General features: G+C 68.9%; 17 protein-coding genes. 8 read left to right on the top strand and 9 right to left on the bottom strand.

Features of this window, described 5'->3' with window-relative positions; genetic code table 11:
- The coding region (locus tag ACK4JY_RS09340; protein ID WP_409604978.1) for an outer membrane protein at positions 1-877 on the bottom strand (877 nt) is incomplete at its 3' end.
- Positions 878-1069: 192 nt separating this feature from the next.
- Here ACK4JY_RS09340 and ACK4JY_RS09335 point away from each other — a divergent pair.
- Both ACK4JY_RS09335 and ACK4JY_RS09330 read left to right on the top strand, forming a co-directional pair.
- Positions 1070-1975: an SDR family NAD(P)-dependent oxidoreductase gene (locus tag ACK4JY_RS09335; protein WP_409604977.1), complete on the top strand. Its 906-nt coding sequence runs from the start codon at positions 1070-1072 to the stop codon at positions 1973-1975.
- Between the two features lie 157 nt (positions 1976-2132).
- Complete coding sequence (locus ACK4JY_RS09330; protein ID WP_409604975.1) at positions 2133-3335, top strand: acetyl-CoA C-acyltransferase; 1203 nt, start codon at positions 2133-2135, stop codon at positions 3333-3335.
- Here ACK4JY_RS09330 and ACK4JY_RS09325 read toward each other — a convergent pair.
- The gene (locus ACK4JY_RS09325; protein ID WP_409604973.1) at positions 3329-4057 is read right to left on the bottom strand and encodes a helix-turn-helix transcriptional regulator; all 729 of its coding nucleotides are present in this window, start codon (positions 4055-4057) and stop codon (positions 3329-3331) included. The genes ACK4JY_RS09330 and ACK4JY_RS09325 overlap by 7 nt on opposite strands.
- Before the next feature lie 105 nt (positions 4058-4162).
- Here ACK4JY_RS09325 and ACK4JY_RS09320 point away from each other — a divergent pair, with 105 nt between their 5' ends.
- Positions 4163-4771, top strand: coding sequence for a glutathione S-transferase family protein (locus ACK4JY_RS09320; protein WP_409604972.1), 609 nt, complete (start codon positions 4163-4165; stop codon positions 4769-4771).
- Between the two features lie 5 nt (positions 4772-4776).
- Here ACK4JY_RS09320 and ACK4JY_RS09315 read toward each other — a convergent pair whose 3' ends face one another.
- From ACK4JY_RS09315 to otsB, 3 genes are read right to left on the bottom strand one after another with little or no spacing between them, the layout of a single operon-like run.
- The gene (locus tag ACK4JY_RS09315) at positions 4777-6201 is read right to left on the bottom strand and encodes a trehalose-6-phosphate synthase (RefSeq protein WP_409604970.1); all 1425 of its coding nucleotides are present in this window, start codon (positions 6199-6201) and stop codon (positions 4777-4779) included.
- A 55-nt stretch (positions 6202-6256) separates the two neighbouring features.
- Positions 6257-8044 (bottom strand): glycoside hydrolase family 15 protein, encoded by a 1788-nt coding sequence (locus ACK4JY_RS09310; RefSeq protein WP_409604968.1) that lies wholly within the window; start codon positions 8042-8044, stop codon positions 6257-6259.
- Positions 8041-8832, bottom strand: a complete 792-nt coding sequence (otsB, locus tag ACK4JY_RS09305; RefSeq protein WP_409604966.1) for a trehalose-phosphatase — start codon at positions 8830-8832, stop codon at positions 8041-8043. Before otsB ends, ACK4JY_RS09310 begins: the two co-directional genes overlap by 4 nt.
- A gap of 125 nt (positions 8833-8957) precedes the next feature.
- Here otsB and ACK4JY_RS09300 point away from each other — a divergent pair, with 125 nt between their 5' ends.
- Entirely contained in the window at positions 8958-9953 is a 996-nt protein-coding gene (locus tag ACK4JY_RS09300) for an SIS domain-containing protein (RefSeq protein ID WP_409604964.1), read from the top strand.
- Between the two features lie 10 nt (positions 9954-9963).
- Here ACK4JY_RS09300 and ACK4JY_RS09295 read toward each other — a convergent pair whose 3' ends face one another.
- On the bottom strand, positions 9964-10545 hold the full coding sequence (locus ACK4JY_RS09295; protein WP_409604962.1) for a CAP domain-containing protein: 582 nt from the start codon (positions 10543-10545) through the stop codon (positions 9964-9966).
- Between the two features lie 8 nt (positions 10546-10553).
- The gene (locus ACK4JY_RS09290) at positions 10554-11114 is read right to left on the bottom strand and encodes a hemerythrin domain-containing protein (RefSeq protein ID WP_409604960.1); all 561 of its coding nucleotides are present in this window, start codon (positions 11112-11114) and stop codon (positions 10554-10556) included.
- Between the two features lie 177 nt (positions 11115-11291).
- Between ACK4JY_RS09290 and ACK4JY_RS09285 the strand changes: the two genes are divergently transcribed.
- From ACK4JY_RS09285 to ACK4JY_RS09275, 3 genes are all read left to right on the top strand, one after another.
- Entirely contained in the window at positions 11292-11666 is a 375-nt protein-coding gene (locus ACK4JY_RS09285; protein WP_409604958.1) for a VOC family protein, read from the top strand.
- A gap of 144 nt (positions 11667-11810) precedes the next feature.
- Positions 11811-13016, top strand: a complete 1206-nt coding sequence (locus ACK4JY_RS09280; RefSeq protein ID WP_409604956.1) for an acetyl-CoA C-acetyltransferase — start codon at positions 11811-11813, stop codon at positions 13014-13016.
- A gap of 16 nt (positions 13017-13032) precedes the next feature.
- Positions 13033-15207 carry a 3-hydroxyacyl-CoA dehydrogenase NAD-binding domain-containing protein gene (locus tag ACK4JY_RS09275; protein ID WP_409604954.1) on the top strand — a complete coding sequence of 725 codons (2175 nt, stop codon included), beginning with the start codon at positions 13033-13035 and terminating at the stop codon, positions 15205-15207.
- Between the two features lie 16 nt (positions 15208-15223).
- On the opposite strand, the gene ACK4JY_RS09270 is transcribed toward ACK4JY_RS09275, so the two are convergent.
- Positions 15224-15655 (bottom strand): DUF488 family protein, encoded by a 432-nt coding sequence (locus tag ACK4JY_RS09270; protein WP_409604952.1) that lies wholly within the window; start codon positions 15653-15655, stop codon positions 15224-15226.
- A gap of 251 nt (positions 15656-15906) precedes the next feature.
- On the opposite strand from ACK4JY_RS09270, the gene ACK4JY_RS09265 reads away from it, so the two are divergent.
- Complete coding sequence (locus tag ACK4JY_RS09265) at positions 15907-17568, top strand: amidohydrolase (RefSeq protein WP_409604950.1); 1662 nt, start codon at positions 15907-15909, stop codon at positions 17566-17568.
- On the opposite strand, the gene ACK4JY_RS09260 is transcribed toward ACK4JY_RS09265, so the two are convergent.
- Entirely contained in the window at positions 17569-19659 is a 2091-nt protein-coding gene (locus ACK4JY_RS09260) for a TonB-dependent receptor plug domain-containing protein (RefSeq protein ID WP_409604948.1), read from the bottom strand.
- Between the last annotated feature and the right edge of the window lie 228 nt (positions 19660-19887).

Below are 19887 nucleotides of genomic sequence, written 5' to 3'. Positions count from 1 at the left end.
AGTTGGCGGCTTGCGTCACCACCGAGGAGGCTTCGGCCGTCAGGTCGGAGCGATCCCAGTCGAAGTACACCACGAACTCACGCGCGGTCGGCGCCGGAGGCGGCGGCGGCGGGGGGGGAGGCGGCGGGGGCGGCGGGGGCGGGGGCGGCGGCGGCGGCGCGATATAGGCCGGCTCCGTCGCGCCGAACGCATAGCGCAGGCCCAGGCTGATGGAGTGATCTTCGTAGCGGCCTGCGATCGTGCCAACATCGACGGCGGGCGAGGTGTCGAACGTCTCGAACTCAAGATTCGACAGCAGGTAGCGGTAGGTCAGATCCAGCGAGGCGCGCTCGCTGAGCGCCCATGCAACGCCGAAGATCGCCTGCGCCGCCAGTTCGGTCGAGCTGTCGTCGGCGCTGACCGTGATGCCGCGGTTGCTCGCGAGGGTGCCGAGGAACTCGGTGTTGACGCGATTGACTCCGGCGCCGAGGCCGACGAACGGACGGACCGTCGAATCGGCGCTGCCGAAGTCGTAGATCACGTTCATCATCAAGGTGGTGGCGGTGAGGTCGCCGTCCGGGTTCTCGCACGCGCCAGCGGCCGGCGTGACGTTGCAGAAGACCGGCGCGCCGCTCGTCTCCGACGTCAGCTCGCCCAGCTCTCCGGGACGGTAGCCGCCCTCGAGTTCGACGCGCCAGTTCGGCGTGAACCGATACCCCAGACGGGCGAAGCCGGCCCAGTCGTCATCGACCTCCATGTCGACGCCAGCGTCGGTCCTGACCTCCGGCATGTGGTAGCCGGCGTCCAGCGCGCCGTACCAGCCGTTCGGATCGGCGGATGCGGCGCCAGCTGCGAGCAGCCCGGCCATCGCCACGCCGGTGAAAAGTTTGACCTTCATGATATCCCTCAAATTTGCCCGAATGCCCTCGTGTGCACGGGGCGTTCCCGAGCCGAACGGCAATGTACGGTTCCGGTTCCTCGCAAGCGCCCGGAATGGAGGCGACTGTGGCGCCAATCCAACATATGGCGCCGGGGCTGTGCCGGCGCGGGCCAGCTGCTAGGACACGGCGACGCATCAGGGAGCATTGCGATGACGATCAGGTTCGACGACCGGGTGGCGATCGTGACCGGGGCCGGGGGCGGTCTGGGGCGCGAACACGCCCTCGCCCTGGCCAGACGCGGAGCGCGCGTCGTGGTCAATGATCTGGGCGGCGCGCGCGACGGCTCCGGCGGGTCGGCCTCCGCGGCCGAGGCCGTTGTAGCCGAGGTCGTCGCCGCCGGCGGCGAGGCCATGGCCAACGCCGCCTCGGTCACCGACGCCGCCGCGGTCCAGGCCATGGTCGAGGCCGCCATGACGAAATGGGGCCGGGTCGACATCCTGGTCAACAACGCCGGCGTCCTGCGCGACAAGACCTTCGCCAGGATGGAGCTGGAGGATTTCCGCTTCGTCGTCGACGTTCACCTGATGGGAGCGGTCAATTGCACCAAGGCGGTGTGGGACCACATGCGCGCGGCCAACTACGGACGCATCGTCATGACCACCTCGTCGTCCGGCCTGTACGGCAATTTCGGCCAGTCCAACTATGGCGCGGCCAAGATGGCGCTGGTCGGCCTGATGCAGACCCTGTCGATCGAGGGGGCGAAGAACGACATCCGCGTCAACTGCCTCGCCCCCACGGCCCACACCCGCATGACCGAGGATCTCGGCGCCCAGCTGCCGCTGGAACTGCTCGGACCGGAGATGGTGACGCCGGGCCTGCTGTATCTCGCCAGCGACGAGGCCCCGACCCGCTGCATCCTCGCCGCCGGGGCCGGCGGCTTCGAGCGCGCCTATGTCACCCTGACCCAGGGCGCCTGGATCGCCGGCGAGGACGCGCCCGAACAGGTCGCTGCCCGCTTCGCCGAGATTTCCGACCGGACCGGCGAGATCGTGCCCGAGATGGGCGCCGCCCAGGGGATGATCGAATTGACCAAGGCGCAGAACGCTCACGCCTGAGTGAGGATTGGGCTTCCGGCCTCCGACGCGCTGCGCTAGTCAGGCGCGTCGGGTCTTGCCTTGACGTTACGACAGGCGCGTAAGGCGTCACGACCATCCGCGCTCAAGCAGCGAGCGACCGCGTCGCGAGCGTTAGCGCCCCAACAAGGAGCTTGCCATGCGCGAAGCCGTCATCGTCTCCACCGCCCGCACGCCGATCGGCCGCGCCTATCGCGGCGCCTTCAACGACACCCAGGCCCAGCAACTCGGCGGTCACGCCATCCGCCACGCCGTTGCCCGCTCGGGCGTCGATCCCACGGAGATCGAGGACGTGGTCATCGGCGCGGCCCTGCAGCAGGGCTCGACCGGCACCAACATCGGCCGTCAGGCGGCCCTCGCCGCCGGCCTGCCAGTGACCACGGCGGGCATGAGCCTCGACCGCCAGTGCGCCTCGGGCCTGATGGCCATCGCCACCGCCGCCAAACAGGTCACCCACGACGGCCAGATCGTCGCCGTCGGCGGCGGGCTGGAAAGCATCTCCCTGGTCCAGAACCAGCACATGAACCTGTACCGGATGCAGGACGAGGCGCTGCTGAAGCTTCAGCCGCACATATATATGTCGATGCTGGAGACGGCCGAGGTCGTCGCCGCCCGCTACGGCATCAGCCGTGAAGCCCAGGACGAATACGCCCTGCGCTCGCAGCAGCGCACCGCCGCCGCCCAGGCCGCCGGCTATCTGGACGCCGAGATCGTGCCCATGACCACCACCATGCAGGTGTTGGACAAGGCCACCGGCCAGGCCTCCGCAAAGGAGGTCACCCTGTCGAAGGACGAGGGCAACCGCGCAGACACCACCCTTGAGGGCCTGTCCTCGCTGAAGACCGTCTTCGGCGGCGGCGAGGCGATCAAGGAAGGCCGCTTCATCACCGCGGGCAACGCCAGTCAGCTGTCGGACGGCGCCTCGGCCAGCGTCCTGATGGAGGCCAGGGAGGCCGAACGGCGCGGCCTGCAGCCGCTCGGCGCCTTCCGCGGCATGGCCGTGGCCGGCTGCGAACCGGACGAGATGGGCATCGGCCCGGTCTTCGCCGTGCCCCGTCTGCTGGAGCGCCACGGCCTGACCGTCGACGACATCGGCATCTGGGAGCTCAACGAGGCCTTCGCCGTCCAGGTGATCTATTGCCGCGACCGGCTCGGCATCCCGGACGACCGGCTCAACGTCTCCGGCGGCGCCATCTCGATCGGCCACCCCTACGGCATGTCCGGCGCGCGCATGACCGGCCATGTCCTGATCGAGGGCAAGCGGCGCGGCGCCAAATACGGCGTCGTCACCATGTGCGTCGGCGGCGGCATGGGCGCGGCGGGTCTGATCGAGATCTACTGAGGTCGCGGCGGCTGACCGTCGCAGCCGCGGGCCTTCCACTTGGCTTCCCGGATCGTCTGCCAGCGCGCGCGCAGCACCGCCGGCCGTCCGGGATACCGGTCCTCCAGATACGCGGCCTCGACAACCCGGTCGGTTCGGAAGGTGCGGAAGTCGCCGCGCAGTTCGCACCAGCCAACCAGCAGCCGCGTCGTCTCGCGATAGCCGACCAGGAAGGGCCAGATGACGCGCCGGCTCTCGCGCTCCTGCTCGTCGCGATAGACCAGTTCCAGCTTGCGTCCGGCGTGAATCGAGGCCCGCACCCGGGCCATGTCGAGGGCGTCGTCCTTACGCGGTTCCCAGACCGGCGGGCTGGCCACCGCCGGCTCCAGCACCACCGGTCGCAGCCGTTCCGGCACGGTGGCGGCAATCTTGGCGATCAGATCGGTCGCCGCGCGCGCCAGGGCCGGATCGCCCCGGCCCGCCACCCACTGCGCCCCGAGCACCGCCGCCTCGATCTCGTCCGAGGTCAGCATCAGCGGCGGCATGTCGAATCCGCCCTCCAGCACATAGCCGATCCCGGCCTCGCCCCGGATCGGCACGCGCTGGGCCATCAGGGTGGCGATGTCGCGATAGATAGACCGTTTCGACGTCTCCAGCTCGGCCGCGATGGCGTCCGCCGTCACCGGTTTCGACGACCGTCGCAGCATCTGGATGATCTGGAAAAGCCGGTCCGCGCGTCTCATCCGCCAAGTCTTGTCCCACCCTGCTGACAGCATGCTGGCAGCAGGGTAGCGATAGTCAATCCGTCATGTCCGGCGGTTTCGCGGGGCCATGGAGGGAGAAGTCCTATGCTGACGCTGTTTCACGCCCCGCGATCGCGCTCGTCGCGTCTGGTCTGGTTGATCGAGGAGCTGGGGGCCGACTGCCGCATCGAATATTGCGACATCCAGCGCATGGACGGGACGGGCGCTCGCGATCCGCGGAATCCGCACCCGGACGGCAAGGTTCCGGCCCTCGTCCACGACGGAGCCCTGATCTCGGAATCGGCGGCCGTGGCGCTGTATCTGACCGGCCTGCATCCAGAGGCCGGGCTGGGCTTCCCGCCGGAGTCTCCGCAACGGGGACCGCTCCTGACGTGGATCTGCTGGACTGCGGGCGAGCTGGAGCCGGCGATCTGGAGCAAGGCCTCCGGCGCGACGCAAACCGATCCCCGCGCGCTGGAGCGTTATGAGGCGGCCATGGCGCGCCTGCTGGAGGCGCTCTGGGTCGGCCCCTGTCTGATGGGCGACACATTCACCGTGGCCGATGTGATGATCGGCAGTACGCTGGCCTGGGCGCGTGAGCACCTGCCCGAAAGCCCGCTGATCGACGACTATCTCGGCCGGCTTCAGGCCCGCCCGGCGCACCAGCGCGCCATGGCCAGGGACGACGGGATGATCCGGAGCGAAGCCGCCTGAGCCGTTCAGGCCGCGTCGGCGGCGGCGCCCGTGCCGTCGTCGGCGGGGTCGACCACCGCCCGCAGGGAGGCGACGAAATCGTCGCGCCAGATGCCGACGTCGGTGTCGCGCACCACCTTCATCAGGCACTCCCATTTCCGCTTGCGCTCTTCCAGCGGCATGGTCAGCGCCCGCTGGATCGCGTCGGACAGCTCCTCGCGGCTGAACGGATTGACCAGCAGGGCCTCGTCCATCTCTTCGGCCGCCCCGGCGAAGCGCGAAAGCACCAGAACGCCGGGATCGTCCGGGTTCTGGGCCGCGACATATTCCTTGGCCACCAGATTCATGCCGTCGCGCAGGGGCGTCACCAGCCCCACCCGAGCCGCGCGGTAAATCCCCGCCAGCTGGTCCCGGCGATAGGTGCGGTTCAGATAGCGGATCGGCTGCCAGTCCATCTCGGCATAGGCGCCGTTGATGCGGCCTGCGAGCGCATCCAGCCGGCCGCGGATGTCCTGGTAGGAATCGACCTCGTCGCGCGAAATGGGCGTGACCTGCAGCAGCAGGACCTGGGATCGCATGTCCGCATGGGTCTCGAGAAACTGCTCATAGCCGAGCAGGCGCTCCTCCAGGCCCTTGGAATAGTCCAGCCGGTCGACGCCGACGATCAGCGAGCGGAAGGCCGCCGAGGCCGCCATCCGGTCATAGGTCCGGATTCCGAGTGGGGAATTTCCCGCCGCGATGAAGCCGTCGACGTCGATGCCGATCGGGAAGACGCCGGTCTGGACCGTCTTGCCGAAGGCCTCCAGCGCGTCATTGGGCAGCAGCTTGCCGTTCACGCTCGGCTCCGCCGCCACATAGTCCCGGAACAGGTCCAGCCACTCACGGGTGTGGAAGCCGATCAGGTCATAGTCGAACATCGCCTCCACCAGCCGGCGATGGTGCGGCAAGGTCACCAGCAGCTGGCGCACGGGCCAGGGCGTGTGAAGGAAGAAGCCGATCCGGTTCTTCACCCCCCGGCGCCGAAGGTCCCGGGCCAGCGGAATCATGTGGTAGTCGTGGATCCAGATGATGTCGTCCGGCTCGATCAGGGGGGCCAGAACGTCGGCGAACCGGGCGTTGGTGCGCTCGTATCCTTCGCCATATGAACGCTCGTAGGCGGTCAGATCGACCCGGTGGTGGAACAGCGGCCACAGGGTCTTGTTGGCGTAGCCGTTGTAGTATTCATCGACGTCCTGGGCCTCGAGATCGACAAGGCCGACGGTGACGCCGTCGCGATCCTCCATCTTGAGCTCGCCCGTGAACTGTTCGACCGTTTCCCCCGACCAGCCGAACCACAGGCCATCGTATTTCCGCAGCGCCGCCGACAGGGCCATGGCCAGCCCGCCCGCCGATCCTGCTGCGGGGTCCTTTGGCGCGGAGACACGGTTGGAAACGACGATCAGGCGGCTCATGGCGTGAAAACCTCCACGGCCGGCGGATGGTCGCAACGCGATTGCGTGAGGCGGCTCATCGCGCGTCCGTCCACGACCGGCTCAGCAGGACCGCGCAGTTGATGATGCCGACCAGCGAATAGGTCTGCGGATAGTTGCCCCACAGCTCCTTGTCCCCCAGCGACAGATCCTCCGACAGCAGGCCCGCGTTGGTACGCCGGCTCAGCATCTCCTCGAAGATCTCGCGGGCCTCCTCGGTGCGGCCGTTCAGGTGCAGGGCCTCGATGAACCAGAAGGTGCAGAAGTTGAACGCCGTCTCCGGCTCGCCGAAATCGTCCGCCTCGACATAGCGGAACAGATACGGCCCCTTCTTCAGGTCGCGCTCGATCGCTTCGAAAGTCTTCACCTGTCGCGGGTCCATCGGATCGAGGAAACCCAGGTCGGTCAATTGCAGCAGCGAGGCGTCCAGCTCGCGATTGCCGAAACTGGCGGCGAACCGGCCCTCGTCCGGCAGGAAGGCCTCGTTTTCGATCCGCTGGCGAATGACCTGCGCCCGATCGCGCCAGACCTCGCCGCGCGACTGCAGGCCCAGATGATCGGCCGCCTTGGCCAGCCGGTCGCAGGCGGCCCAGCACATCACCGAGGAATAGGTGTGCACCCGGGCGATGGTGCGGAACTCCCACAGGCCTGCGTCGACTTGGTCGTGCATGGCGAAGGCGCGCTCGCCGACCTTCTCCAGGGCGTGGAAGTCGTCGATCGTGCCCGGCCGCAACAGCCGTTGATCGTAGAAGCTCTGCACCAGCGGCAGGACGATCTGGCCGTAGACGTCGTGTTGCAGGTGCTCGTGCGCCTGGTTGCCGATGCGCACCGGCTTCATACCGCGATAGCCCTCGACGCTCTCGACGATCCGCTCGCCGATGCCCGGCTCCAGCCCGACGCCATAGACCGGCTGCACATGGCCCCCGGCCGAGTCGTCGACCAGATTGCGCAGATAGCCGAGGTAGTTCTCGAGAATGTCCACCGCGCCCAGCCGGTTCAGCGCCCGCACCACATAATAGGCGTCGCGGATCCAGCAGTAGCGATAGTCCCAGTTGCGCCCGCTCTCGGGGAACTCGGGCACCGAGGTGGTCATCGCCGCGACGATCGCCCCGGTCTCCTCATAGGCGCACAGCTTCAGGGTGATGGCGGCGCGCATGACGGCGTCCTGCCAGTCCAGCGGCAGATACAGGGTACGGACCCAGTCCTGCCAATAGGCGACGGTGCGATCCAGCGCCGACGAGACCCCCGGGCCGACGTCCTGGTCGTAGCCCTCGTCGGGGCCGAAGAAGAAGGCGTGCGGCCGCTCCAGCCGGAAGATCCGCTCATTGAGGATGTGCGACACCGGGCAATCGGTGGTCAGGCGGAAGGTCACATCGGTGCACAGATAGCGGATGTGGTTCGAGCCGCTGGTCCGCTCGGCCGGCCGCGCGCCCCATTCGGCGGACGGCCGCAGCCGCACGCGGATGCGCGGCGAGCCCTCCAGCGGCCGGATGATCCTGGCGAAGGCCAGCGGCCGGTAGGTGCGGCTGTGCTTGGGATGGCGCGGCGCGAAGTCGATGATCTCGACCGAGGCGCCGTCCTCCGCCGTCAGCACGGTGCGCAGCACCGGCGTGTTGCGGATATAGGCTTGGGAGACGTGCTTCTGCCCCTCCAGCTCGATGTCCCAGAAGCCGTGTTCCGGATCGCTGCCGTCCATCAGGGCCGAGAACACCGGATCGCCGTCGACCCGCGGCGCGCAGGCCCAGACATAGCGGCCGCTGCGATCGATCAGGGCGCTGATCGAGCAGTTGCCGATCGGGGCGAGGTCCAGATTGGGGGTGGTCATTCACACTCCTCGACGGCGTTCAGCCAGGCCAGCACCGCGTCCACATCCGGCAGTACATATCGGGCAGCGGTCTCGCGCGCCGGCCCGACCAGTACGCCGAACCCGCCCAGGGCCGCGGCGGCGAGGAAGCCGTCCTCATCGGTCAGGTCGTCGCCCAGCATGATCGGAACCGCCCCGGAGAACGGCGCCTCGTCCATGAAGGCGGTCAGGGCCGTGCCCTTGCTGGCGCCGGGGGTCTTCAGCTCGACCACCAGATTGCCGGCCTGCAGCGTCAGCCCGGTCTCGGCCGCCAGCTTCCGGGCCAGCGCCAGCGCCGCCTCGCCCTCCGCCCGGGCCCCGCGATAGTGCAGCCCCGCCGACACCGTCTTGTCCTCGACGATGACGCCGGGCCGGGTCCTGGCGAAATCTTCGAACGCCTCGACCGCGCCCCGCACCTCGGGCGCCGCCTCGGCGTGGTCCAGCGAGCCGTCGGCGCGACGCCGCTCCAGCCCGTGCACGCCGGACGCCGAGGCCGCGCTCGCTTCGGCAATGCGGTCGATCTCGGCGATGGTCCGTCCGCTGATGATCGCAACCCGACCCTGCAGCCGCTCGGCGACCGCGCGCAGCGCCGCCGTCCGTTCGGGGCGGGGCCCGACCGCGTCCGGCGTCTCGGCCAGCGGCGCCAGCACCCCGTCCATATCGAGGAACAGGGCGGCGGGGCGGGGCAGTCGGAGGGGCGGCGGCGGAAGATGCGTCGGGGCGTCGGCCGGCGCGGGCGCGCCGTCGGGGATTAGGTGTGAAGTCCGCATGGCTCCTTCTAACGCGGTCCCCCGGCAAAGGTTGACCCCGCGACCGGTTTTTTTATCGCATCGCGGCAAGGTCGTCGGCCGCCGGGGTGATTGTGAATCCCGGCCCGATGCGCCACATCGCGGGCATGACCGACGCCGCCAGCCCCGTCCTGTCCGCCGAGCCCGCCGCCATGACCGCACGCGCCCGCGAGGTCATCCGGCTCAACATCGCCGCCCTGCAGGCGCTGGAGACCAGCCTCGACGACAGCCTCGCCCGCGCCTGCGACATCATCCTGTCGCGACCCGGCTATCTGGTCGTCACCGGCATGGGCAAGTCCGGCCATATCGGCGGGAAGATCGCCGCCACCCTCGCCTCGACCGGCACCAACGCCTTCTTCGTCCACCCGGCCGAGATGAGCCACGGCGACCTCGGCATGCTGCGCAAGGACGTCACCCTGCTGGCCATCTCCAACTCGGGCGAGAGCCGCGAACTGCGCGATCCGCTCATCTACTGCCAGCGCGAGGGCATTCCGGTCATCGGCGTCACCCAGCGCCCGGCCAGCTTTCTGGGCCGCGCCTCAGCTGTCTGCCTGACCATGCCGCAGGTGGCCGAGGCCTGCCCCAACGGCCTGGCCCCCACCACCTCGACGCTGATGACCCTGGCCCTGGGCGACGCCCTCGCCATGGTGCTGATGGACCGCCGCGGCTTCACCGCCGAGGCCTTCGGCCTGCACCATCCCGGCGGCAAGCTGGGCATGAGTCTGCAGAGCATCCGCGACTGGATGGGCGACCGCCCCCCGGCGCCCGCGACCGTCGCTTTGACCGCCAGTTTCGCCGAAGTCGTCTCCGCCATCACCGAGGGCCGCAAGGGCGCCGTCGCCGTGCTCCACGAGGACGGAACCCTCGCAGGCATCGTCACCGACGGGGACGTTCGCCGCGCCTTCTCGCGCGACCTGAACGGCCTGACCGCCGCCGATGTCATGAGCCCGCGCCCCAAGGTCCTCGGCCCCGACGCCCGCATGAGCGACGCCATCGACCTGATGACCCAGAACAAGATCGCAACCCTTCTGGTGGTCGAGGCCGACCGCCCCGTCGCCATCGTCCACATCGCCGAGCTGATGCAGGCGGGGTACGTCAGCTAGGGGCCAGCCCCTAGTACGCCCGCCGCCCGTCGATATTCCCCGGCGGAGCATAGCGACAGGCCAGCACCGACCGGTCGCCGCGGGTCGCCACCGCACAGCCGACATGGGTCGTGTCTCGCCAGATCAGCTGGGTGTAGTGGCCGACGTCGCTCCAGGCGGGCGTCCGGCTGACATTCGGAAACACCTCGTGGCGGTAGTTCGCCTTTTCGGCGATCCATTCCCCGACCATCTCTTCGGGCGTCCAGACGCGTCCGCCCCAGCCGGTCCACAGATTCTCGCCGTGCCCGTGCAGGGCCGGGTCGTGGGCGAAACGGTTGCTGCCGATCAGCTCCCCCGCCCAGACCCGCGCCTCGGCTTCGAGGTTGTCGGCCCAGCGCAGCGGCGGAACGCCCACGGTCGCCCGCTCGGCGTTGTGCGCCGCCAGCAGGCGCGCCTCGACATCGTTCGAGGGCCGCCTGTCCTGCGGCGGCTCGACCGGCAGCACCGCGCGCGCGGTCGGCGGCGGCCGCTGGACGATCAGATACGGCGCCGACGGGCCGCAGGCCGCCAGCAAGCCGACGGCGGCGCAGAGGCCCGCTCGGACAGAATGCATCGCCCGCCTCAGCGAACCGCGGCGCCGTCGCCGAACGGCTCGTCGGTCAGGGCGCTTTCGACGTCGCCGCCGGGGAAGGTGCGCGGGCTGTCGGACTTGCCGGCCTGATATTCTTCCATCGCCGTGCGTTTGCGGGCGCGCATCTGGTCGGCCAGCAGATCCATGTCGAGGCCGGCGGCCCGGGCCTGGCTGAACATGCCCTCCGACCGCTTTTCCTCTTCCTCGACGTGATGCTCGATCATCTCCGCCAGCACCTTGACCTGGGCGTCGTAGAAGGCCTCGTCCGGTCCGCCGGCCTCGATCACGGCGATCAGCACCTTGGCCGCGTCGTGCTCGACATAGGCTTCGTTCAGCAGGTCGTCCTCGACCTCGGTCCCGCGGCAGGCCGGATAGAAGATCTCCTCCTCGATCGCCGTGTGCACCTTCAGCTCCAGACAGGCCTGTTCGGCCAGTTCGCGCTTGCGCTCGGGGCTGCGCGCCGTCTCGAAGGCGGCGAAGATTTCCTCCACCTTGCGGTGATCCGCCTTCAGCATGGCGATCGCGTCCATCTCTTCATAGGTCTGGGCCATGTCGTCTTCCTCTCGAACTCATGGGGTCTGCCGGCTAAAATCCCTGACGGCGTGGGCGTTCCAGCCTCGGGCTCAGCTGAGAGTCGTTCGCGCCGTCCCCGCGCCCCGGTCGGGCGCTGCGACCGGTTTCCCGGCTCGTGCGTTGTCCGCTGAGGCCCGCGACACGGAGACCCGCTCATGATCGATCACCTCGCGCTCGACGTCGCCGACATCGCCCGCTCCCGCGCCTTCTACGTCGCCGCTCTCGCGCCGCTCGGCTTCCGCATCCTCGCCGAGGAGCGCGATGGCGACGCCACGGTGGTCATGTTCGGCGTCGACGCGCCCGAGTTCGTCATCGCCGACAAGGACCGCCCCGGCGAGGGCAATCACGTCGCCTTCCGCGTCGAAACCCGGGCCGACGTCGACGCCTTCCACGCCGCCGCCCTTGGCGCTGGTGGACGCGACAACGGCGCCCCCGGCCTGCGCGACCACTATGGCCCGAACTACTACGCCGCCTTCGTCCTCGACCCCGACGGCTTCAACATCGAGGCGGTCTGCCACGCTGCCCCGTGATGCGACCGGCCGGTTCGCGGCCAAAATACTTGACGTTGACGTAAGCGTAGGGTTTCTGGCCAGCGAGTTTCGAATCCGCACCCTGTCCCTCATGCAGCGAGGCGCCGCGCGCCGAGCGGTCGGGACCCAAGGAGAGACGCACCCATGACCGACGCCTACATCTATGACGCGGTTCGCACCCCGCGCGGCAAGGGCAAGAAGGACGGCTCGCTGCACGAGATCACCGGCCTCAGCCTGGCCACCCAGGTGTTGGAGGCCCTGCGCGACCGCAACGATCTCGACACCTCGAAGGTCGACGACGTCATCCTCGGCTGCGTCACCCCGGTCGGCGAGCTCGGCGCCGACATCGCCCGCACCGCCGTCCTCTCGGCCGGCTGGGCCCAGACCGTCGCCGGCGTCCAGATCAACCGCTTCTGCGCCTCCGGCCTCGAGGCCGTGAACATGGCCGCGGCCAAGGTGAAGGCCGGCGAGGCCGACTTCGCCGTCGGCGGCGGCATCGAGGCCATGAGCCGCGTGCCGATGGGCTCCGATGGCGGGGCCTGGCCGGTCGACCCGTCCAGCGCCTTCCCGACCTATTTCGTGCCCCAGGGCGTCTCGGCCGACATGATCGCGACGAAATACGGCTTCAGCCGCGACGACGTCGACGCCTATTCGATGGAAAGCCACAAGCGCGCCGCCGCCGCCTGGGCCGACGGCCGGTTCTCTAAATCAGTCATCCCGGTGAAGAACCAGCTCGGCCTCGTCCAGCTGGACCGCGACGAAACCATCCGTCCGAACACGGACATGCAGACCCTCGGCTCGCTGAACCCGTCCTTCGCCATGATGGGCGAGATGGCCTTCGACAGCGTCATCAACCAGCGCTACCCCGAGGTCGAGCGCGTCAACCACGTCCACACCCCGGGCAACTCCTCGGGCATCGTCGACGGTTCCGCCGGCGTCCTGATCGGCACCCTAGAAGCCGGGCAGGCCCTCGGCCTCAAGCCCCGCGCCCGCATCGTCGGCGCCGCCTCGATCGGCTCCGAGCCCTCGATCATGCTGACCGGTCCCGAGTTCGTGACCAAGAAGCTGCTCGCCAAACTGGGCATGACCACCGCCGACATCGACGTCTGGGAGCTGAACGAGGCCTTCGCCGCCGTCGTGCTGCGCTACATGCAGGCGCTCGACATTCCGCACGACAAGATGAACGTCAACGGCGGCGGCATCTCCATGGGCCACCCGCTCGGCGCCACCGGCGCCATGATCACCGGCATCGCCCTCGACGAGCTGGAGCGCTCCGACAAGTCGACCGCCCTGATCACCCTGTGCATCGGCGGCGGCATGGGCACCGCCACCGTCATCGAACGCGTCTGAGCCGAGGGATTTGACCATGGAAAACTTCAAGATCGACGTCGACGCCGACGGCATCGCCCTGATCACCTTCGACGTCCCCGGACGGTCGATGAACACCCTGACCTCGGGCGTGATGGCCGAGATCCCGGAATGGGTTGAACGCATCAAGACCGACGACGCCATCAAGGGCGCGGTCCTGACCTCGGGCAAGGCCTCGGGATTCTGCGCCGGCGCCGACCTCGGCGACATGGCCGGCGGGATGCTGGCCGGCGGTTCGCTGCAGGACGCCTATGACGCCGGCTGGAAGCTGAACGGCGCCCTGCGCGCGCTGGAGACCTGCGGCAAGCCGGTCGCCGCCGCGATCAACGGCCTCGCCCTCGGCGGTGGCCTCGAACTGACCCTCGCCTGCCACTACCGGGTCGTCGGCGACGACAACAGGATCCAGCTCGGCCTGCCCGAGATCAAGGTCGGCCTCTTCCCCGGCGGCGGCGGCACCCAGCGCCTGACGCGCCTGATCGGCGTGCAGGCGGCGATGACGGCGATGAGCGCCGGTTCGTCCTGGCGCCCGAACGACGCCAAGGGCGCCGGCGTGGTCCATGAGGTCGTCGCCAAAGGAACCGAGGTCGAGGCCGCCAAGGCCTGGATCAAGGGCGGCGGCAAGGCCGTCCAGCCGTGGGACGACAAATCCTTCAAACTGCCCGGCGGCGGCCCCTACCACCCGGCCGGCATCCAGAATTTCCTCGTCGGCAACGCCATGCTGCGCAAGCAGTCCTACGGCAACTACCCCGCCGTCCTGAACCTGATGAAGGCCGTCTATGAAGGCGCCCAGGTCCCCATGGACGCGGCCCTGCGCATCGAGACCCGCTACTTCATCAAGACCCTGATGACGCCGCAGGCCCAGGCCATGATCCGCTCGCTGTTCCTCAGCAAGCAGGAGCTCGACAAGGGCGCCGTCCGCCCCGCCGGCGTGCCCAAGTCCGATCCGAAGAAGGTCACCGTCATCGGCGCCGGCATGATGGGCGCCGGCATCGCCTATGTGCAGGCCCTGGCCGGCATCGAGACCATCCTGATCGACCGCACCCAGGAGGACGCCGACAAGGGCAAGGCCCACGTCGCCGACCTGCTGAAGAAGCGCCTGTCGCGCGGCCAGATCACCCAGGAGAAGTTCGACGCCCTGCTGGCCTCGGTCGTCGCCACCACCGACTACGACCTGATCAAGGGCTCGGACCTGGTCATCGAGGCGGTGTTCGAGAATCGCGAGATCAAGGCCGACGTCACCAAACGCGCCGAGGCCCAGCTTGAGGCCGGCGCCGTGTTCGGCTCCAACACCTCGACCCTCCCGATCACCGGCCTGGCCGAGGCTTCGGTCCGCCCCGAGGACTTCATCGGCATCCACTTCTTCTCGCCCGTCGACAAGATGATGCTGGTCGAGATCATCCTCGGCGAAAAGACCGGCGAGGCGGCGATCGCCAAATCGCTCGACTATGTGATGAAGATCAAGAAGACCCCGATCGTCGTCAACGACGGCCGCGGCTTCTACACCTCGCGCTGCTTCGGCACCTATGTCGCCGAAGGTCTGGCCATGCTGGAAGAAGGCTACGCCCCGGCCCTGATCGACAACATCGGCCGCATGACCGGCATGCCGCGCGGCCCGCTGGAGATGCACGACGACGTCGCCCTCGACCTGTCGGTCAAGATCGCCAAACAGACCCAGGAAGACCTCGGCGACGCCTATGAGCCGCTGCCCGGCTGGAAGATCGTCAAGACCATGGTCGAGGACCTCGGCCGCTATGGCCGCAAGAACGGCAAGGGCTTCTACGACTACGAGACCAAGCCGAAAAAGCTGTGGTCCGGCCTGTCCGAACTGGCCCCGGTGACGATCAACGACTCGACGCCCGAACTGGTCGAGGACCAGAAGCGCCGCCTGCTCTACCGCCAGGCGGTCGAGGTCGCGAAATGCTGGGAGGAGGGCGTCATCGACGACCCGCGCGAGGCCGATGTCGGCGCCATCCTCGCCTGGGGCTTCGCCCCGTGGAGCGGCGGCCCCATCACCATGATCGACCAGACCGGCCTCAAGGCCTTCGTCGACCAGGCCGACGTCTATGCCGCCCGCTACGGCGACCGCTTCAAGGTTCCCCAGCTGCTGCGCGACATGGCCGCGAAGGGCGAGACCTTCTACGGAAACTTCGAAGGCAAGAAGGCGGCGGCGTAACGCCGACGGGGACGGGTCAGAGGTTCACCACCTCGAACCCGTCCTCACTCGCCAGCCGTTCGGCCAGCACCGCCCGGTGACACCCGGCGTGGTCCGCCTCGAAACACAGCAGCGCCGTGGGCCGGTCCTTCGCGATCTCGCGCAGCCGTTCGAACGCCAGCTGCGACGGCGGCTCCTGCATGTGATCGGCGAAGATCTCGCGCATCTCGCCGATCCGCCCTTTGCGCGCCGCGTCCCGCCCGGCCTTGGGCGTGCCGAGATCGCGCAGGTGGACGTATTCGATCCCCGCCTCGGCCAGACTCGCCCCGAGGATCGTCTTCGAGAAACCCGCTCGGCGCGACGCCGCCACCGCCCGGACATCGGCCAGCACGGTGACGCCGGCGGCCTTGAGCCGCTCGATCACGGCGGCCTGCGGCTCGCCCTCGTATCCGATGGTGAACAGTTTCATCGACCGGATATGGAAAGCCGCCGGTCGCAGCGCCAGCTACGTCCGATTCTGGCGTATCGCTCCGCTACACTCGCGATCGCGCGGCTGCCGGGGCGTCAGGGAAGGGATGCGACGCATGAAACCGGACGGAGTGGACGGAGTGGACTCCATTTACGATTTTTACCCGGGTGAAACCCGGGCCTGGCGGACGAAGCTTGACCTCCCCTGCTGAGGGCTCCACCCCTCATCCGTTCACCCGCAGGAGCCACCCGATGACCCGTCTCGCCCTCGTCACCCTCCTGCTGGCCGGAGCGGCCTCGACCGCCCAGGCCCAAGAACTGCGCATCCACGGCGGGACCATCTACACCGGCGTGGCCGACCAGCCGACGGCCGAGGTGGTCCTGGTCCAGGACGGCCGGATCTTCTACGTCGGCACGGCCGCGGGCGCGCCGGACGTCGAATACGCCGAAGACCTCGACCTCAAGGGCGCCGTCCTGTTCCCCGGTTTCACCGACGGCCACGCCCATCTCGACGGCATCGGCTGGCGCGAACTGACCCTCAACCTCGAAGGCGCGGCCTCGGTGGCCGAGGCCATGGCCCGCCTGACCGCCTGGGCCGAGGTCCATCCCGCAGGGCCGATCGTCGGCCGCGGCTGGATCGAGACCCACTGGCCCGAGGCCCGCTTCCTGACCGCCGCCGACCTCGACGCAGCCGCGCCGGGGCGGGTGGTGCTGCTCGGCCGCGCCGACGGCCACGCGGTGGTCGCCTCCAGCGCCGCCCTCGCCGCCGCCGGCGTCACCGCCGACACCGTGGCCCCGTCCGGCGGCGAAATCCTCAAGGACGAGGCGGGCCAGCCGACCGGCCTGCTGGTCGACGCCGCCGAACAACTCGTCTCAGGCCTGATGCCACAGGCCGATCCGGCCGCCCTGCGCGAGGCCTATCGCGCCGGCTTCCGAGTCGAGGCGGCCTATGGCTGGACCGGCGTCCACTTCATGAGCGCCCCGTGGAAGGACGTGCCGCTGATGGAGGCCATGGCCCTGGCCGGCGAGGCGCCGCTGCGGATCTACAACAGCGTCACCCCCGACGGCGCCGCCGAGCTGATCGCCGGCGGCCCGCGCAGCGTCGCCGACGGCCGCATCATCACCCGGGCGATCAAATACTACGCCGACGGCGCCCTCGGCTCGCGCGGCGCGGCCCTGTTCGCGCCCTATGCCGACCGGCCAGACACCACCGGCCTGATGCAGATCACCGAGCAGGAGATCGTGCCTCTCTACCAGGCGGCGCTGAAGGGCGGCATCCAGGTCGCCACCCACGCCATCGGCGACCGCGGCAACGCCTCGGTGGCCGAATGGTACCAGCAGGCCCTCGCCGGGGTCGCGCCGGAGGACCGCCCGAACGGCGCCGACGTCCGCTGGCGCATCGAGCACGCGCAGATCCTGCGACCCTCCGACTACCACTGGTTCCAGGACCTGCCGATCATCGCCTCGATGCAGCCCAGCCACGCCATAGGCGACCTGCATTTCGCGCCGGCCCGGCTCGGCGATGCCCGCCTCGACGGGGCCTACGCCTGGCACAGCCTCGCCGACCTCGGCGTCATCGTCGTCGGCGGCTCCGACGCCCCGGTCGAGCGCGGCGCCCCGCTGATCGAATTCTACGCCGCCGTCGCCCGCCGCGACCTGCAGGGTTTCCAGGGCCCCGACTGGCGCCCGAACGAGGCGGTGGACCGCGCCACCGCCCTGAAGATGTTCACCCTCTGGCCGGCGTACGCCAGCTTCCGCGAGGACGAGCTGGGCACGATCGAGGTCGGCAAGCGGGCTGACTTCACCGCCTTCGACGTCGACCTGATGACCGTGCCCGAAACCGACATTCCCAGGGGCAGGGCCCTGCTCACCGTCGTCGACGGCGTGGTCGTCTATCGCGCCGGCCAGCCGTAGTCAGAAGGTCTTCCGCACCCGGATCTGGATGAAGGTCCGCGGGTCGATGTAGCGGTGCTCGACATAGGCCACGGGCCGGGCCGCCGTCCGGTCGGCATAGACCGTCCGCTCGATATCGAAGTCGTCCCAGAGATTGATCTGGGCCCGGATCGCCAGCGTCGCCGTCGGCTTGTACTCGGCCCAGGCCTCCAGATAGTTGTGCCCGCGCCAGCCCGAGGTCTGGTCCGGGTCATAGCTCCACTGGCCGGTCAGCAGCGGGATAAAAGCCGCGCCCCACTGCAGCTTCCAGCTGGCGATGTCCTGTTCGAACGAGATGGTCGGCTGGCTGGCCCTGACGTTCGAGATCGGCCGGGTCTCGCCGGTGGTCGGGTCGGTCACCTCGGTGTGGTTCCAGGTGTTGCGCAGGCGCAGCATGCCGCCCGAGACGCCCAGCCTGTCCGTCGGCACGGCCACGGTGACGGCCAGCTGGTCCAGCGTCGCCTCGCCGATATTGCCGACGGCTGACAGGCCGTCGTCCAGCGGAATCACATCGATGGCGTCGGTGATCTCGTCATGCCGCAGGCCGACGCTGACGATGCCGTCGCCCCAGAAGCGCCGCTCGTAGATCAGTTCACTGATCCAGCGCTGCTCCGGCTCCAGATCGACGTTGCCGCCGAATACATTCTCATCCTCGAGGTCGGCCGAGGCGGCGAAGTCGCCGAAGTCCAGCTGCCCGACCTCGCGCTCGAACCGCAGCCGCACCTGGTTGTTCGGCCGGGGCGTCCAGGTGGCGAGGAAGCGCGGCTTGGCGAAGAAGAAGCTCTTCTCCTGCTCCGCATCCCCAGACTGGCTGATGGTCGAGCTCTCCAGCCGCAGCCCGCCCTCCAGCGTCAGCTCGGGCCGGAGCCGCCACGTCGCCTTGCCGAAAGCCTCGCCGCGGGTCTCCTCGACCTTGACCGAGGCCGAGGGCAGGGGCACGGCGACGCCGCCGACGGTGAAGGCCTGATCGACCTCCAGCATGTTGTAGGCGATCTCGGCGCCCGTCTCGAAGGTCAGCGCCGGCGACCGCTCGAACCGGACCAGGCCGCGCAGGATCGACTCCGACGATTCGCCGGCGGCCATGAAGGCCTGTTCGGGATCGTCGACCCCGGCGATGCGGGTGCGCGAGGTGGAGACGGAGTCGAAGGTGCTCCACTCGTGGATCACCCGGGTCTCCAGGTTCAGTCGCTCGCCCAGAGGCCGGGTGTAGACGGCCCCGACCTCTCCGCTGTCGCCGTCCTCGTCATAGAGGCTTTCCCGACGCACGTCGGGCCCGGTCTGCAGGTTGACGTTATGATAGTCGTTGATCCCGAGGCGGGCGGTCAGGTCGATCTTTCCGCCCATCAGCGGGCTGGCGTAGTTTCCGCGGATCGACTGCCCGCCGCCGAAGGTGTCGGTGAAATAGGACTCGCGGCGGATGACGTTGCCATTGGCGTCGGTGCGGACCACCGGCCCGACGCCGTTGGAGTCGCTCATCGACAGGCCGTCGCTGAGGGTCACGCCCCAGGTGCGGTCGCCCTCGCGGGCGCTGAACTGGTACGAGCCGTTGAACTGGTCCCGGCCGCCGTCGAAGAAATAGCCGCTGCCGGTCAGGATCGACTGGCGGGTGTTCTCGGTCTTGAGGACCACGTTCACGACCACCGAATAGCCCTGCATGTCGATGCCGGGGGCGCCGCCGCGAATCAGCTCGATGCGCTCGACCTGGCTGGCGGGCGTGCGCGACAGGACGTTCGAGCCCGTGTCGTTCTTGGACGCCGGCCGGGCGTTGTTGATCAGGATGTTGCCGACCGCCCCCTCGAAGCCGCGGTTGCCCGAGCCGTCATTGGTCGAGAAGCCGGGCACCCGGGACACCATGTCGAGGGCGGTGTTGGGCCGCTGGTCGGCGAAGAAGTCGGGGGTGAAGACCAGCACGCCCTGCTGGGCCGCGTCGATCTGCGGGTCCTGGCGCGTCGGGCCGGTGGGGACCGGCGCCTGGGCGACCTGCGGGTCGGGCCCGTCCGACGCGGTCTGGGCCGCCGCCACGCCCGCGGTGAACAGGATGGCGGTGGTGGCCAGCAGGATGGTCTTGGTCATTTCAGGAGTCCCCTCGTCGGTGACGAAGGTGTGGCGTCCTGTCGCGGTCAGCTCCAGTTACAAGCCGGCAAGGTGGATTAATAAGCGGACATCATTACAGGGCTGTCATGCTCGTGTTCTTATATTGGCGGGCACTGTAGTGTTCTAGTCAGAGCCGGCAAGTAGTCGTGAAATCATTCATAGTTCTGTTTATCGGTCTTTGCCTTGTCGCAGCCGCACCACCGCCAG

Source organism: Brevundimonas sp., from assembly GCF_046295595.1.
Classification (GTDB): domain Bacteria; phylum Pseudomonadota; class Alphaproteobacteria; order Caulobacterales; family Caulobacteraceae; genus Brevundimonas.
Note: the sequence above shows the minus strand (reverse complement) of the source record. Positions and strands in the feature narration are given on the sequence as shown.